Origin of the sequence: Marinimicrobium sp. C6131 (genome assembly GCF_026153455.1) — a bacterium.
In the GTDB taxonomy this organism is placed as follows: Bacteria; Pseudomonadota; Gammaproteobacteria; order Pseudomonadales; family Cellvibrionaceae; genus Marinimicrobium.
On sequence record NZ_CP110629.1, the window covers coordinates 2,411,417 to 2,427,498 of the forward strand.

The 16,082-nt window shown below is 60.3% G+C and carries 16 protein-coding genes; 5 read left to right on the top strand and 11 right to left on the bottom strand.

Annotation, left to right across the window (positions count from 1 at the left end):
* Positions 1-94: 94 nt before the first annotated feature.
* Positions 95-688 carry a nucleotidyltransferase family protein gene (locus OOT55_RS10425; RefSeq protein WP_265365814.1) on the bottom strand — a complete coding sequence of 198 codons (594 nt, stop codon included), beginning with the start codon at positions 686-688 and terminating at the stop codon, positions 95-97.
* Complete coding sequence (locus OOT55_RS10430; protein ID WP_265365815.1) at positions 678-1,646, bottom strand: XdhC family protein; 969 nt, start codon at positions 1,644-1,646, stop codon at positions 678-680. Before OOT55_RS10430 ends, OOT55_RS10425 begins: the two co-directional genes overlap by 11 nt.
* Before the next feature lie 159 nt (positions 1,647-1,805).
* On the opposite strand from OOT55_RS10430, the gene OOT55_RS10435 reads away from it, so the two are divergent.
* Both OOT55_RS10435 and OOT55_RS10440 read left to right on the top strand, forming a co-directional pair.
* Complete coding sequence (locus tag OOT55_RS10435; protein ID WP_265365816.1) at positions 1,806-2,717, top strand: histone deacetylase; 912 nt, start codon at positions 1,806-1,808, stop codon at positions 2,715-2,717.
* A 211-nt stretch (positions 2,718-2,928) separates the two neighbouring features.
* Positions 2,929-3,894, top strand: coding sequence for a pectinesterase family protein (locus tag OOT55_RS10440; RefSeq protein WP_265365817.1), 966 nt, complete (start codon positions 2,929-2,931; stop codon positions 3,892-3,894).
* Between the two features lie 8 nt (positions 3,895-3,902).
* Here the strand turns inward: OOT55_RS10440 and OOT55_RS10445 are convergent, their stop codons facing one another.
* From OOT55_RS10445 to senB, 5 genes are all read right to left on the bottom strand, one after another.
* A complete protein-coding gene (locus tag OOT55_RS10445; protein ID WP_265365818.1) occupies positions 3,903-4,826 on the bottom strand; it encodes a metal ABC transporter permease in 924 nt (307 codons plus the stop codon).
* Positions 4,823-6,034, bottom strand: coding sequence for a metal ABC transporter permease (locus OOT55_RS10450; RefSeq protein ID WP_265365819.1), 1,212 nt, complete (start codon positions 6,032-6,034; stop codon positions 4,823-4,825). Before OOT55_RS10450 ends, OOT55_RS10445 begins: the two co-directional genes overlap by 4 nt.
* Complete coding sequence (locus tag OOT55_RS10455) at positions 6,034-6,837, bottom strand: metal ABC transporter ATP-binding protein (protein WP_265365820.1); 804 nt, start codon at positions 6,835-6,837, stop codon at positions 6,034-6,036. Before OOT55_RS10455 ends, OOT55_RS10450 begins: the two co-directional genes overlap by 1 nt.
* The gene (locus OOT55_RS10460) at positions 6,834-7,811 is read right to left on the bottom strand and encodes a metal ABC transporter solute-binding protein, Zn/Mn family (RefSeq protein WP_265365821.1); all 978 of its coding nucleotides are present in this window, start codon (positions 7,809-7,811) and stop codon (positions 6,834-6,836) included. The genes OOT55_RS10455 and OOT55_RS10460 overlap by 4 nt, the downstream gene beginning before the upstream one ends.
* A gap of 99 nt (positions 7,812-7,910) precedes the next feature.
* The gene (gene senB, locus OOT55_RS10465; protein WP_265365822.1) at positions 7,911-8,894 is read right to left on the bottom strand and encodes a selenoneine biosynthesis selenosugar synthase SenB; all 984 of its coding nucleotides are present in this window, start codon (positions 8,892-8,894) and stop codon (positions 7,911-7,913) included.
* A gap of 240 nt (positions 8,895-9,134) precedes the next feature.
* Between senB and OOT55_RS10470 the strand changes: the two genes are divergently transcribed.
* From OOT55_RS10470 to OOT55_RS10480, 3 genes are read left to right on the top strand one after another with little or no spacing between them, the layout of a single operon-like run.
* Entirely contained in the window at positions 9,135-10,004 is an 870-nt protein-coding gene (locus OOT55_RS10470) for a putative selenate ABC transporter substrate-binding protein (RefSeq protein ID WP_265365823.1), read from the top strand.
* Positions 10,004-10,657, top strand: coding sequence for an ATP-binding cassette domain-containing protein (locus OOT55_RS10475; RefSeq protein WP_265365824.1), 654 nt, complete (start codon positions 10,004-10,006; stop codon positions 10,655-10,657). The genes OOT55_RS10470 and OOT55_RS10475 overlap by 1 nt, the downstream gene beginning before the upstream one ends.
* Positions 10,658-10,676: 19 nt before the next feature.
* Positions 10,677-12,149 (top strand): PhnE/PtxC family ABC transporter permease, encoded by a 1,473-nt coding sequence (locus OOT55_RS10480; RefSeq protein WP_265365825.1) that lies wholly within the window; start codon positions 10,677-10,679, stop codon positions 12,147-12,149.
* A gap of 50 nt (positions 12,150-12,199) precedes the next feature.
* On the opposite strand, the gene OOT55_RS10485 is transcribed toward OOT55_RS10480, so the two are convergent.
* From OOT55_RS10485 to narH, 4 genes are all read right to left on the bottom strand, one after another.
* Positions 12,200-12,967: a peptidylprolyl isomerase gene (locus OOT55_RS10485; RefSeq protein WP_265365826.1), complete on the bottom strand. Its 768-nt coding sequence runs from the start codon at positions 12,965-12,967 to the stop codon at positions 12,200-12,202.
* Positions 12,968-13,108: 141 nt separating this feature from the next.
* Positions 13,109-13,804 (bottom strand): respiratory nitrate reductase subunit gamma, encoded by a 696-nt coding sequence (gene narI / locus OOT55_RS10490; RefSeq protein ID WP_123638903.1) that lies wholly within the window; start codon positions 13,802-13,804, stop codon positions 13,109-13,111.
* A complete protein-coding gene (gene narJ / locus OOT55_RS10495) occupies positions 13,804-14,529 on the bottom strand; it encodes a nitrate reductase molybdenum cofactor assembly chaperone (RefSeq protein ID WP_265365827.1) in 726 nt (241 codons plus the stop codon). The genes narI and narJ overlap by 1 nt, the downstream gene beginning before the upstream one ends.
* 11 nt (positions 14,530-14,540) lie before the next feature.
* A complete protein-coding gene (gene narH / locus OOT55_RS10500; protein ID WP_265365828.1) occupies positions 14,541-16,073 on the bottom strand; it encodes a nitrate reductase subunit beta in 1,533 nt (510 codons plus the stop codon).
* Positions 16,074-16,082: the final 9 nt, after the last annotated feature.

Here is a 16,082-nt window from a genome sequence, read left to right on the forward strand (position 1 = left end):
GGATGGGTTTACGGCGTGTCTTGAAAGGGTTTCCCCTCCTCCGACCGGACGTTACTACGCAGTCGCTCCCCTCCAACAGCACCATGTGGGTGCCCTAACGAATTAGATCCTTGGGTCGATCCACATCCCGCAACACCCCCACATCCGAAACAGGAATCAGACGGCAGGCGCTGTGATGTTTTCTGATGATGGTGCGTGCGCCCAGGTCGCCGTGAAGGTTGGCCAGCTCGGGCCAGAAGTCGCGGCCGAAGAGTACCGGGTGGCCCGCATTGCCATCGTAGACCGGGCGGATGATCGTGTCTTCCGTTGCGTGGCTCAACAACTGGCTGAACGCATCCGGTTTGATCCAGGGCATATCACCCAGAAGAACCGCCGCTGCAGTGGCATCTTTGTTATTTGCTTGCAGATGCTGAAACGCCACGGCGATGCTGGTGCCCAGGCCGATGGGTTCTTCGGGAGCGTAAATGACCGGTTCAGTACCCAGCCCCAGATCGCTCTCTTCATCGTCGGAGCGGAGTACCAGATAAAACGCTTTAAACACTGATCGGGTCATGGCAACCGTTGCCTGGAGTAGCGTCTGGCCTTCCGTGAGCTGCGCGCGGCGTTTGTCCGAGCCGAACCGGGTGGAGTAGCCGGCGGCCATGATCAGGCCGACGACATTGCTGGAGGGGGTGAGGCTAGAGGGCATGACGCGGTTGACCCCGGTGCACGCGGATGATGTCCGCCATGACAGCCAGGGCGATTTCGGCGGGGGTTTTGCTGCCGATGGCCAGACCGATGGGCATGTGCAGGCGCTCGATGTCGGCGTCGCTCAGGCCGCCGGATCGGCGCAGACGTTCGGCGCGGTTGTCGGAGGTTTTGCGCGAGCCCATGACGCCGATGTAAAACGCCTCGGTGCGCACCGCTTCCATCATCGCCAGGTCGTCGATTCTGGGATCGTGGGTCAGTGCCACCACCGCCGTGGCGGCATGGGCGTGCTGCTCAATGTAAAGCGATGGCAGGACCGCCTCGACGTTGACCCCCGGCACGTTAAAGGTGGCCACTTCGTCATCGCGCGGGTCGCACACAACCACATCAAACCCCAGCGCCTGGGCAAACTCGGCGCAAGCGGCGGACACCGGGCTGATACCGGCGATGATCAAGCGCAGAGTGGGACCGACCCGGATGCGCACCGCCTGTTCATCACGTTCCACTCGCGGGCCAAGAGCCGAGCCCTCGACAAAAGTCGATTCGCCGTTGTCCAGCGGCACCGAGCGGATCAACGACTGTTGGCCCTGCATGGCCTCTCGCAACGTCTGAAGATGCGCGCGATGTTCTTCCGTCGGGGTCAGGCGCTCTATCAGAACGTCGAGCACCCCACCGCAGGGAAGCGTGACTTTAGGGCCGGAGACGTCATCGTTGCCATAGCGGATCTGGGACAGCGGCTGATGAAAATCACCGGCGCGCAGTCGGGCCAGAAAGTCTTCCTCGACGCAACCACCGGACAGTGAGCCCACGTGTTGACCGTCCGAGCGGGCCACCATCATGGAGCCGGGTTCGCGCGGCGAGGAGCCGAAGGTGGCGAGAACGGTGCACAGCCAGATGGGTTCGCCCTGGTCCAGCCAATGCAGAGCCCGTTCAATGACTTGGAGGTCGAGGTGTTGCATGGTTTTTCCGCTTTGTTTCGGGTTTGGTTACAGCATAGCGGAGTTATGGTGGATTGTCGTGGTTGTGGCGAGTGTCGGCAGGGTTGGTAACGGCGGAGTGTTATTCGCTGGCACCATACTTTAAGATGACTCATTCAATTAACGCATCTTATTCGCCCTATGCCCTCATCCCTACCCCTGGTCTATCACCCAGCTTACAGCTTCCCCTTCCCGGAGCGGCACCGGTTTCCGATGGCGAAGTTTGGTTTGTTGGCCGAGCACCTGCGCGGCATCGGTCTGCTGCGCCCGGAGAACAGCTTTCGGCCCGGGCCCTGCAAACCTCTGTGGTTGCAGCAGACCCATTGCCCGGGTTACCTGCAGCGCTTTATCTCCCAGACCCAATCCCCCCAGGAGCTCAGGCAGATGAACCTGCCCTGGAGCGAGGGGCTGGTCAAACGTACCCTGATTGCACCTTCGGGCACGGTGTTGGCTGCGCAGTTGGCGCTTCACAGCGGCGTGGCCTGCCACCTGGCCGGCGGCACCCACCACGCACACTATGACTACGCCTCGGGCTTCTGCATTCTGAACGATCTGGCGATAGCCGCAAAGGTGCTGATTCGCCAGAGCGGTGTCGGGCGGGTGCTGATTTTTGACTGCGATGTCCATCAGGGGGACGGCACCGCCGCGCTGCTGGCGGATGAGCCCAACGCCTTTACCTGTTCGCTGCACTGCGACAACAATTTTCCGTTCGACAAGCAGCGCAGCGACCTTGATGTGCCGCTGCCCGATGGCATGGGGGATGAGGACTATCTGCGCGCGGTGATGGGTACCCTTGAACAGGTACTAGCGGATTTTCAGCCGGATATCGTCCTCTATGATGCGGGGGTGGATGTGTACCAAGGCGACCCGCTCGGGCGGCTGAATGTCTCCGAAGCGGGCATTCGTGAGCGGGACCGGCGGGTGTTGAGTGAATTGCTCAAACGGCATATCCCGGTGGCGACGGTGATTGGGGGCGGATACGATGATGACCGACATGCGTTAGCCCGCCGACACGCGATTGTGGTAGAGGAGGCGGCGAAACTGCGGGGGTAACTGGGGTTGCGGCGGATGCGGGAACCTGTGGTAACGGCGGATGCGCCTTCGGCTTATCCGCCCTACGGATAGTACGGCAGTCGGCGTAGGACGGATCGGTCCGACGTTTCGGAGCGAAGCGCATCCGCCGTTACCCAACTATGCAAAACACCAATGGTTTACAATAATACGTCAAACCAAAAAACAATGAACTGAGAGAGAACCATCAACCATGAAGATCAGATACCGTATCGTTGTATTTTTTCTGCTAGCACTGATGGCGACCCTGCCTGTGCAGGCGGACATCGTCTATGAAATGACCGTCGCCCAGGACGGCAGTGGTGATTACGAAACCATTCAGGCCGCCATCGATAACACCAAGGCCTTTCCCGACAAACGCATCACCATCCACATCAAGAACGGTACCTACCGGGAGAAAGTCCGTGTATACGAGTGGAACCCGATGGTGTCCCTGATTGGCGAGGACGCGGACAAGACCATCATCACCTGGAACGATCATTTCAAGCAGATCGACAAGGGCCGCAATAGCACCTTCCATACCGCCACCCTGCAGGTGGATGGCGATGACTTCCACGGTGAAAACCTGACCATTGAAAATACTGCCGGCCCGGTGGGCCAGGCGGTCGCGCTGGCGGTGAATGCCAACCGGGTGAGTTTTTACAACAGCCGCTTTACAGGCCACCAGGACACGGTTTACCTGACCGGGGAAGGCAAGCGGCAGTACTTCCGGAACTGTCATATCGAGGGCACCACCGATTTCATTTTCGGTCGCGCCACGGCGGTGTTTGACCAGTGCCGGATTCACTCGAAAAGTGATTCTTACATCACCGCGGCCTCGACACCGGAGGGCATTCCCCACGGTTTTGTTTTTCTCAATGCAACGCTCACCGCCGACGACGGTGTGGATGAGGTTTATCTCGGGCGCCCCTGGCGGGACTTTGCCCGCACGGTGTTTCTCAACACCGACATGGGGTCGCACATCAAGCCGGAGGGTTGGCACAACTGGTCCAGGCCGGAGGCGGAACACACCGTGTTTTACGGCGAGTACAACAGCCGGGGGCCGGGTGCACAGCCCCACAAGCGGGTGAAGTGGCAAAACACCTTGAGCGACGAGCAGGCGAGTGATTACACACTGGAGCGCATTCTCGGCGGGGACGGCTGGTTCCGCAAGCGATAGGCTCGCGCTCAAGCGTTGGAAAGCACCGCGTGGCCGCGCCGCTGTGGCCCCCATAAGCAGGCCAACAGCAGAATGAGGCCGGCCACCGTGGCGATCATGCCCGCAGCGCTCAACGACATGTCCAGCCCCAGCCAGATCAACCCGGAACCCGCCAGCCAATAACCCGAGACGGCGGAGACCAGGGCAAAAAGCTGGCTCCAGGCGATCTGCGCGCCCAGGTGATTGGTCACCAGACGCGCGGCCGCTGCCGGGCAGATGAACATGGCAATCACAATGATCGAACCCACTGCCTCAAAGGCCGCGATGGCCGCCACCGCCACCATGGTGACCAGCAGGAGATCAATCAACGCTGGACGGGCACGGATACTGGCCGCAAACTCCGAGTCAAAACTGCCCAGGATCAGATGACGCCGGAATACCAGCACAAAAACCAGCACCAGCAACGCCACCATAGCGACCCGAGCCAGCTGCGGTGGCAATGTGACCAATGCCGTCGGGTCAATCAGGGACGCGAGTCCAACCCCTTCAAACCAGATCAGACTTTCGAGGTTTCCATACAGCGCATGCTGCACATCGATATGCACACCACTGGCCTGGCTCACTTCCAGTAACAGTACACCGAGTGCGAACAGGCTGGTGAAGGTGACCCCCATCGCCGCACTGATTTCCACCCGCCCCAACCGGCGAATGGCTTCGATCATGACCACCGTCACCAACGCCGACACACCGGCACCCAGCATCATGGCGGCGGAGGCAATGGTCCCGGTCAACAGAAAGCTGGCCACAATACCGGGCAGGGCCACGTGACTGATCGCATCACTGATCAGACTCTGGCGACGGAGCACCAGGAAATTCCCCAACAGGGCACAGGTCAGACTGATCAGGATTGCCACGGTCATTGGAACCAGGCTGAACATCATAAAGTCGTTCATGCCGGTTCTCCCTTGGGTGGCAGGCGTTGCTCCAGGTCATTAATGGCATCCGGCGGAAGTACCCTGGCAATCGGCTCCAGCCCCGCATGTTCGCGATGCAATGCATCACCGGGATAAAGTCGCCGGTACAACGCCCACAAGCGTTCCTCGTGTTCCGCATCGCGCGCGGCGGCCCGTCCCTGGGGCGTGGCCGCACCGTCGCGCCGGATATACCCTGCGCGGCGCAATAGCTTCAGCGTCAGACCATCGAAAATCGGTTCATTGTGCGACATGGACAACAGCCCCTGGCGCAGATGCACGCGGTGGCGGAACCGTTGATGGGCCAACAGGCTGGCAAAGACACCCCGCCTGGGCGCGGCCAGAAACGACACCAGGAAAATCGCGAAAGCGGAAAGAACAATCAGCGAACCCGTTGGGAGACTCTCACGAGCGCTCGACAGAGTGACCCCCAAATACGCCGACAGAGCGCCCAGCAAGGCAGCCAGGGCCACCATTCTCGACGGGCGATGGGTCCAGAAGCGGGCCGTCACTGGCGGCGTGATGGTAAGCGCCACGATCAGAATCAGCCCCGTGACCTTGAGACCAATGACCACCACCGCCATCAGCAACAACAACAGCAACAGGTCAACGCGCCAGGTATTAATGCCCTGGGTCTGCGCAAAGTCTGCGTCAAAACAAACCAGCAGAAACTCCCGGCGCAACACAAAAATGGCCGCCAGTAACACCAATGCACAGACCGCAATCAACTTCGCTTCCACGGCCAACATGCCCGCGGTTGACCCGACCAGGTATCCGGTCAGGCCCGACTGACCGGTGACGTTCATGGACTGGATGACAGTGACCAAGACCACACCAAACGCAAAAAACGTGGACAGGACCGCGCCAATCGCGGCGTCTTCGCCCAATCGTGTGCGTGTTCCTATCCACTGCACCAGCCACAATCCCAGTGCGGCGCTCAATGCGGCTCCCAACAACAATCCGGGCAGCCAGCGCCCGTCTCCCTGAACGACACCAATCAGGACAAACGCCAATGCCAACCCCGGCAGGGTGGCATGGGTAATGGCATCGCTGACCAGGGAGCGTTTGCGCAGCAGAACGAACGCACCGATCATGCCCGCTCCCGCTCCCAACAGCATGGCCCCCAACGTCACCAGGGTGGTGTTGTAGCCAGCCGAGAAGGCCAGCGCCAACCACCAGTCTTCGATCATTATTTTTCCTCCGGGGCAGCTTGAGGCGCCGGCACCAAGCGTTCCAGTTGGACCGGATTGAGGCGGCCACCGTAGGTCGCCTGCAAATTATCGGCGGTGAATACCTGATCGACCGGACCCGCCGCCACCCGCCTCACATTGAGCAACAACACCTCATCGAAATAGTCGCGCACGGTGGACAGGTCGTGGTGGACGCACAAGAGGGTTTTACCCTCTTCGCGCAATTGTTTGAGCACCTCGACAATGGCGCGCTCAGTGGCCGCATCGACACCGGCGAAAGGTTCATCGAGAATGGTCAGGGTCGCCTGCTGGACCAAGGCCCGCGCCAGAAACACCCGCTGCTGTTGGCCGCCGGAAAGTTCGCCGATCTGTCGATCCGCAAAAGCTTCCATCCCCACCCGGGTAAGACTTTCCAAAGCCTGTTCGGTATGCCGACGACGGGTCAGTTGCCACCAGCGCAGCTGGCGGAACAGCCCCATGGTGACCACGTCGAGGACCGTGGCGGGGAAGTCCCAGTCGACGCTGTTGCGTTGTGGCACATAGGCAATATGTTCGGTCATCTGCTCCAGCGGGCGGCCGAGCACCCGCACATCACCCGTCAGACGACGAGTGATGCCCAGCGCGGCCTTGAGCAGGGTCGACTTGCCGGCACCGTTGGGTCCCACAATCGCGGTCATACGACCGGGCTTGACCACCAGGTCCACAGAGTAGACCACGGGGCGGTGATCGTAACTGACCGTCAGCCCCTGAATGGACAGTGGGCTGGCGGCGACCACTTCGCTGATCTTACCCTTGGCGTTCATTCAGTGGCCTCGGCATGTTGCAGTTTTCCCAGACGGCCACCCGGCGGAACCTCTCCTCCCAGAGCCTGGGCAATGACACTGACGTTGTGGTCGATCATTCCCAGCCAGGTGCCCTCATAGGTGCCGGAGGGCCCCATGGCATCGGAGTAAAGCTCACCGCCGATGCGCACCGAGTGGCCGCGCGCCGCAGCGCCCTCGATCAGCGCCCGGACATTGCGATCCGACACCGACGACTCGACAAAAATCGCCTCAATCTTTCGCTCCACCAACAGATCGACCAATGCTTCTATCCTGGACAATCCGGCCTCACTTTCCGTCGAGAACCCCTGAATTCCCAGTACCTCGAATCCGAACGCGTCTCCGAAATAGCCGAACGCATCATGGGCGGTCACCAGTACCCGTTTACTCTCCGGCACGCTGTTCAGCACCCGACGCGCGTAGGCATCCAGCTTGTCCAGCTCGACCAGGTAGGAGTCCGCGCGCCGCTCAAAATGGGCCTTCTGCTCCGGGTGAAGCTCGACCAGTGCGTCTCGCACCGCCTCAACCACATAGCGCCAGCGGCCCGGATCCATCCAGACATGGGGATCGGACTGATTTTGATAAGCTTCATCCGCCAGGCGCCGATGCTCGGGCACGCTTTCGGCCACGGCATAGACCGGCCGACGCTTGGCCAGACGCTCCAGAAACTCCTCCAACTGGGCCTCCAGGTAGAGCCCATTCCAGAAGACCGCATCGGCCCGACTGAGCGCGGTAATATCCCGGCGGGTCTGGCGGTACAGATGAGGGTCCACTCCGGGGCCCATCAGGCCCTTCACCACAACCTCATCGCCTCCGATTTCACGCACCACATCGGTCACCATGCCGGTGGTGGCCACCAGTTGCAGTCGGGACTCCGACGCAACGGAAAGCGTTCCGCCAAGCAGGCCGGTGCACAAGAGCACCGCAGAGAGGGCAACACGTTTGATCAGCCCCACAAAAACTCCTCTGATCGTCCAATTTGAGTCATACCGTAGTAACAGGCTATTACGTTCACGGCTATTTGTTAATTTATCATACTTTATAGACACCATAGTTCAGGCGCAGACAAAGCGCTCAATAATGTCCACCAGAGCACGCCGCTCCACCTCCGGGCGAAACAGGGGCGCGCGCGCCGTGACCTGCTCCCTGAGCCGGCGCCACCAAACCTCGTCTCGCTCAATGCGCAACAGGCACTCACGCAGGGCAGCCGAACTGCCCACCGGGTAGTAGCCAGCGTAGTCCTCGCCGAGCAGACCGCGGTTGCCCGCAATATCCGAGGCAACGATCGGCAGCCCGGCCACACAGGCCTCACTGACCACATTCGCACCCCCTTCCATGCGGGAACTGATCACCATGGCCCGAGCTCGGCCCATCCACTGCCTGACCCGCCAACGGGGCTGATCCCCCAGCCAGCGGTAACGCGGGTTCCGGTGCATTTCCTCCCGAGCCGCTTCGGCCCATTCCTCCGAGTGCGCGCCTCCCAACTGGATCACCCGCAACCGGGAGTCCAGCGGCAGATCCCGCACCGCTATCGCCGCCCGCAGGGAATCCTTTTCTTCCCGCAAATGACCTGCGACAAGAATATCGACGTTGCGACGCTTCGGCTGGACGCGCTGTGGCGGGAGTGGCTCAGCGGACTGATGCACCACATGCAGCTTCGGTCCATAGCGCTCGGGCAGATCCTCCTCCAGGCAGTCGTGCAGTCCAATCAGCGCGTCGGCCAGATCCATACTGGCGTACACCTTTTCGGGCTCACTGAACTGAAAGCGGTAAACGTCCGTACCGGTCAATACCAAAATCAGCGGGCAGTCCGGGTACACCTGCTTCCAGGCACGAATGGCGTCGTGACTGCGCCAGGCGTGCAGGGCCAGGACCAGGTCCGGCGCCCGATCGGTCGGCACATCCTCGGGCACATGGATCGTTACCCGGTAGCCCAGGGGTCTCAACAACGCGGCCCAACGGCTTGCCGTCGTACGGTTACCAGCTCGTGACCCCGGCGCGGCGGGGGTAATCAGCGCAATGTCTAGCCGTTGTTTCACCATTACCACCTCTTAAGAACGGTATTCTCACCGCAGATTACCACGCCCGTCCCGACCTACCGAGCTTCATACGAAACCACCGGTCGCCCGGACACGTCTGTTTCCGGGGTATTGTCGTATCGGGTTGTACATCGTTTTGGACGCTATACTGGTCGGCGTGGGCCCGGACAGATTGCCGGGATTCCGGTAACATAGCGGTTGAGCGCTTATTCAGCTTTATTCACGCCAGAGGATTTGATCATGTTAGGACGCCGTTTTCTTCGCTCTGTCTTCAATGTCGTGGCGCTGAGCCTGGTGTCGCTGAGTGCCAGTGCCCAGACTTTTGTCTTTACCGCCATTCCCGATGAGGACGAAACCCGACTGCAAGAGCGCTTTCAGGCCGTGGCGGATTATCTGGCGGAGGAGCTTGGGGTCGAGGTGCGCTTCGTCCCGGTAAAGTCCTACGCGGCGGCGGTGAGCGCCTTCCGCAACGACCAGGTGCAACTGGCCTGGTTCGGCGCACTCTCCGGTGTACAGGCCCGCGAGCGAGTGCCCGGCTCCCAGGCGTTGGCGCAGGGCGCCGAGGACCAGGCGTTTTACACCTATATTGTCGCCCACAAAAGCACCGGGCTTGAACCCAACGCCGGGCTGACCGAGGCGATGCGGGGCATGACCTTCACCTTTGGTTCCAAAGGCTCCACCTCCGGCCGTCTGGTGCCCGAGTACTACCTCCGCGAGGCCTTTGGTGAGGCGCCGGACGAGGTGTTTTCACGGGTAGGCTACAGCGGCAACCACAGCCGCACGGCGTCCATGGTAGCCTCGGGCGCCTATCAATTGGGTGCGGTGAACTACACCGTGTGGGAAACCGAAATTGAAGCGGGCAACGTCAACCCGGAAGACGCCTATGTCGTGTACAAGACTCCCAGTTACCCCAATTATCAGTGGAGCATTCGCGGCGACGTGGATGAGCGTTTCGGCGAAGGTTTTACTGACAGGGTGCGGTCGGCGCTGCTCGGCATGGACGACCCGGCGATGCTGGAAAGCTTTCCCCGCTCGAAATTCGTTCCAGCCAGCAACGACAACTATGCCGTCATTCGTGACGTTGCCAAAGAAATCGGCCTGCTGGATTGATGACCGCACTGTCGCTTAACGACGTGGTCGCCGACTACGGCGAGCTGCGTGTGCTCGGCCCCCTCAGTCTGGATGTGGTACGCGGTCAGACCGTGGCCCTGGTCGGCAAGAGCGGGGCCGGCAAGTCCACTCTGCTCAGTCTGATGTACCAGCAGTGGCGCCCATTGGGCGCTGCGTTGATGCCTCAGGACCTCGGACTGGTCCCGACCCTGAGCGTGTTTCACAACGTGTATATGGGGGGACTGCACCGGCACTCCACGATGCACAACCTGCTGTCGTTGCTGCGCCCGTTCAGGCAGGATGTCGAGCAGATTCGTCCCATCCTGCAGACCCTCGATATCGACCACAAATGCTGGACCGCCACCGGAGAGCTTTCCGGCGGTCAACGTCAGCGTGTGGCGGCGGCGCGGGTCATTCACCAGCAAGGCGACGTACTGCTGGCGGATGAGCCGGCCTCAGCCCTTGATGGTCCCATGGCCGAGCGGGTGCTGGCGGCGCTGACCCATGCCTACCCCACTGCGGTGCTTGCCATGCACGATGTCGACCTGGCCCTGCATTTCGCCGATCGGGTGGTGGGCATCGCCAACGGCGGCATCGCCCTGGACGAACCCCGCGAACGACTGCAGGCGAGTGACCTGCTGACGCTGTACTGAGTCGGGTAACGGGCTGTTTATGTGGCAATCCGCAAGTGTAAAAACCAGCCTGGCGTTTGTCGCGTTGGCCATTACCTGCCTGTTTCTCGCCGACCTGAGCATCAGCGCCCATGACCCTTGGGGCGAACTGGGCCGATTGTTTTCAGGCCTGGTCCGCCCCGACGTTACCCAGATTGATTATCTTGGCGAAGCGCTGGTGCGCACCCTGGCCTTTGCCTTTGTCGGCGTGGGTCTGGGCGCGACCGCGGGGCTTCTCTTGGCGCTTGTGTTCGGCTCGAAAGTGGTGCGCACCTTTTGTGCGTTCATTCGGGCCATTCACGAACTTTTCTGGGCCCTGATCTTTCTTCAGTTTTTTGGCCTGCACCCACTGACGGGTGTGCTCGCGATTGCCATCCCCTATGCCGGGGTGTTCGGTAAGGTTTACGCCGAGATACTCGAGGAAACCGACCCCTTGCCGGAGACCACTCTGCCCTTCGGTACGAAATCGGTGGCGGCGCAGGTCTACACCCGATTCAGTCAGGCCTGGCCCCATCTGGTCACCTACACCGCCTACCGGCTGGAGTGCGGCATCCGGTCCAGCGCCGTGCTGGGCTTTGTAGGCATGCCTACGCTGGGCTTCTACCTGGAATCGGCGTTTGCCCAGGGGCATTACGCGGTGGTGGGCGCCCTACTGCTACTTTTCTATGTGCTGATCAGTACCCTGCGCCTGTGGGCGCGCCCGAAACTGATCCCGCTGTATCTGATCGCGGCACCGTTTCTGCTCGGCAGCGGCCTGCCGATCCGCTGGCAGAACGTCACCCGCTTTTTTACCGAAGACATAGTGCCGGCGCCCCTGCGCAACGGAGAAGGACTGGACGGCCTGTGGTTCTGGCTGGCCGACCTGTTCAGCACCCAGGCGTTGCCGGGCATCTGGAATACTCTCGTGCTCACCCAGATCGCCCTGGTACTGACCGGCGTCCTGACACTGATGTTGTATCCGCTCGCCTCGCGACACTTCACCAACCGCTTGACCGGCCCCATCGGCCATACGGTGCTGGTGGTATTGCGCTCGACCCCGGAGTATCTGCTGGCATTCATCTTGTTGCAGCTGTGGGGCCCTTCCATGCTGCCGGCGGTGATTGCTCTGGCCGTCCATAACAGCGGCATCATTGGCCATCTGATCGGCCGTCGTACCAACGAAATCACCTTGCGTCCGGACGCGCCCCGGGGCGTCGAGCGCTATGGCTATGAATTGACGCCACGCATCTACGGCCCCTTTCTGGCATTTCTGTTCTATCGCTGGGAAATCATCATGCGCGAGACCGCGATTCTCGGCATTCTCGGCATTGCGACCCTGGGGTTTTACGTGGACAGCGCGATTCAGGAAATCCGGTTTGACCGGGCGATGGTATTGATTTTGATTACCGCGCTATTGAATATAGGGGTGGACATTCTGGCCCGCTGGTTGCGGGCGCGGTTGCGGTTAAGGCATACCGCACAGAGTGAGCCTTGAGGTTTTTCAACCGGTGGTAACGGCGGATGCGCGCTACGCACTTATCCGCCCTACTGCATCAACGGCGAACCATCCACCTGAAAATCGTAACCTTCAATGTCCGCCTCCGCAATCAACACCTGAATGTACTGGGCAATCGCCTTGCGCCGTACTTTTTCATTCAGATACTCGGCGATCGTTTCCCGGGCCTGCTCGAAGGTCAACGGCTTTCCCGGAATCTTGCGCTCAATGTACACCAGGTGAAACCCGTAACGGGATTCCACCGGGCGGGGCATCAGGCCCGGCTCGGCGACGAACACCTGACGTTCGAACTCCGGAACGGTCTGCCCTTTGCTGAGCTGACCGAGGCTGCCACCGGTTTCTTTGGAGGGGCAGGATGATTCCCGCTTGGCCAGTTTGCCAAAATCGGCACCGCCTTTGAGAATGTCCAACAGGGCATCGGCGCGCATTTTGGCTTCGGCCCGTCCGGCGTCGTCTTCTTTCGGCACCGCCAGCAGAATGTGTTTTACTTCCAGCAATGGCGACGTTTCAAACTTGCCCGGATTGGCTTCGAAGTATTGCCGGCAATCCTCCTCCGTGGCATCGGGTATGGCCACTTCCTGTTCGATCAGGGCTTCGATGAAATCTTCATCGGAGCTTTCCACGGTGTCATCACTGACCGGAATGCCAAGAGTTTTGGCGCGCTGTCGGAACAGCTCACCGATGATCAGGGATTCGGCCGCTTTGAACATGGCTTCCCGCCGGGATTCCGCCGGGTGGTATTGCATTTCCGCGAGGACTTTGTCTTCGGGGATTTGGGTTTGGTTGACGGTGATCATGGTGTAAGTCATCCAGATGGGTAAGTACAGTTCGGGGTATCCTTGGTGGATGACGGGGCTTCGCCCCTTATCCACCCTACGTCAGTCTCGGCACCTCATGTAGGGTGGATAAGCGCGAAGCGCGTCATCCACCATTGACTGTTACATCGACGCTCTGGCCCGGCGGCGAACTACCTGATAGTTTCTGCCCAAGTACTTCACCGGCACACTCAGCAGATGCACCAGACGGGTAAAGGGGAACAACAGGAAGATGGTCAGCCCCAATACCAGGTGCGCCTTGAAGATCCAGTGCACACCAACAATGTATTCCGCACCACTCAACCCGCGCAGCAGGAAGATGCTCTGAGCCCAGTGCATCAGTTGCAGCATTACCGCGCCGTCCAGATGACCAACGGAGATAAAGATGGAGGCCAGGCCGAGCAGCAACTGCGCCAGCAGCAGGAACAACACCACGATATCCATGGGCTTGCTGTTGGGGCGGATACGCGGGTGAAACAGGCGGCGCAGCGTCAGTACCACCAGACCGAACAGGCACAGCACCCCGAACAGACCGCCGGCCACCACGGCCAGAATCTGCTTGGCGCTGGCGCTTACGCCCAACAGGTGCCACACCTCAACCGGGGTCAAGAGCCCCACCAGGTGGCCGAAGAAGATACCGATGATCCCGATGTGAAATGGAATGCTACCGATGCGCAGCCACTTCTTCTCCAGCAACTGACTCGAGCTGGCCTTCCAGGTGTACTGCTCCCGGTCGTACCGGATCCAGGTACCGATAAACATCACCGCCAACGCAATATAGGGGTAGATGCCAAACGCGAATAGATGAAAAGTGGACATCATGCCTCCCGACGATTGTTTACTGGTTGAGGTTCCATCAGGTTCAGTATCTGCTCCTGATCCCGACGCTGGCCGGACTCCGGCCGGTATTGAACATTGCAGCCTTCAGCCTGGGCGTCCGGGCCGAAGGTTACGGCTTCTTCTTCCCACACCTTGTCCAACGCCTCGGGGGTATCGTCCCGGGCTTCACCGGCCACCTGCTCGCGGATCTGCTCGATGTTGACCCGATCGCCACACCAGTGCAGCAGCGCTTCGAACAACGCGGCGTAGTTGGATTCGCGCTCTTTCAGGCGAGCGGCGAGCAGACCGAGGATATGCTCCACCTCCTGCAGTCCCGCCCGAGCGTTGTCCGGCCCCTGGGTGGACAAAAATTCGAGATACAGGGGCAGATAATCCGGCAGCTCGTTGGCATCGATGGCCAGGCCCGCCTGCTGGTACTGGTTCATCAGATCCACCATGGCCTGGCCGCGATCCCGGGATTCGCCATGCACATGCTCAAACAACAGCAGCGACAGGGAGCGGCCGCGCTCGAACAACGCATCGTACTCGGACTGCCAGTCCATCAGGTCACCACTGGTGCGCTGCTCGACAAAGGCCAGCAGCGAATCGCGCTGCTTACCCTTGAGGTTCATGCTGGCAACCAGAGCTTTGAGTTCGTCTCGGGCTTCCATCAACTCTGCCGTGGGATACTCCATCAGCAGAGAAATCACGCGTAAACTTTTCATCGGTCTTTCTCCTAGTCCTGCAGGATGGCAGGAATGATCTGGCGAACCCCGGCGCGATTGCCGCCGAACAGGCTGGTTTCGCTGGTGCCGTCCGCGCAACCGTTACCGAAACTGAAACCGCAGTCGCCTTTCATATCGTAGGCGTCTTCGGCGTAGGCCCGGTGACTGGTGGGAATCACGAAGCGATCTTCATAGTTGGCGATGGCCATGTAGCGGTACATGTCTTCTACCTGGGCCACACTCAGACCGACCTGCTTGAGCACCTCAAGATCTTCCACACCATCCACATGTTGGGAGCGCTTGTAGGCGCGCATGGCGATCATCCGCTCCAGCGCGTCCACCACCGGCTGTTCTTCCCCGGCGGTGAGCAGGTTCGCCAGGTAGCGAATCGGAATCCGCAGGGATTTCAGGTCGGGAATCTCGCCGTTCATGCCCACATGACCGGCTTCGGCCGCGCTCTGAATCGGTGACAGCGGCGGCACGTACCAGACCATGGGCAGAGTGCGGTATTCCGGGTGCAGCGGCAGCGCTACTTTCCACTCAACCGCCATCTTGTAGGTGGGCGAGTTCTGAGCGGCGTCGATCCACCCCTGGGGAATACCTTCGGCCTGAGCCGCGGCAATCACCGCCGGGTCGTTCGGGTCCAAGAAGATATCCAGTTGCGCCTGATACAGGTCCGCCTCGTTGGCCACGCTGGCGGCCTCTTCGATGCGGTCCGCGTCGTACAGCAGCACACCCAGGTAGCGGATACGACCCACACAGGTTTCCGAGCAGACGGTGGGCTGACCCACTTCAATACGCGGATAGCAGAAGGTACATTTTTCGGACTTACCGCTCTTCCAGTTGTAGTAGATCTTCTTGTACGGACAGGCCGAGACGCACATGCGCCAGCCACGGCATTTGTCCTGGTCGATCAGCACAATGCCGTCTTCCTCACGCTTGTAAATCGCTCCGGACGGACAGGAGGACACACAGGCCGGGTTCAGGCAGTGCTCGCACAACCGGGGCAGGTACATCATGAAGGTGTTTTCGAACTGGCCGTAAATATCCGCCTGCACCTGATCGAAGTTCACATCTTTACGACGCTTTTCAAACTCGGTGCCAAGAATTTCTTCCCAGTTCGGACCCCACTCGATTTTCTCCATCCGCTGACCGGACACCAGCGAGCGCGGGCGCGCGGTCGGCTGGTGCTTTTTATCACCGGCGGTGTGCAGGGTCTGGTAGTCAAAATCGAACGGCTCGTAGTAGTCGTCAATTTCCGGCAGATCCGGGTTGGCGAACAGGTTCGCCAGTACCCGCAGCTTGCCGCCGATACGCGGCTTGATCTTGCCTTTCTTGTCGCGCTTCCAGCCACCGTTCCACTTGTTCTGGTTTTCCCATTCTTTGGGATAGCCGACCCCGGGCTTGGTTTCGACGTTGTTAAACCAGGCGTACTCGACACCTTCGCGCGAGGTCCAGACGTTTTTGCAGGTCACTGAACAGGTGTGGCAACCAATGCACTTGTCCAGGTTCAGCACCATGCCAATTTGGGCTCTTACTTTCATTGCACTACC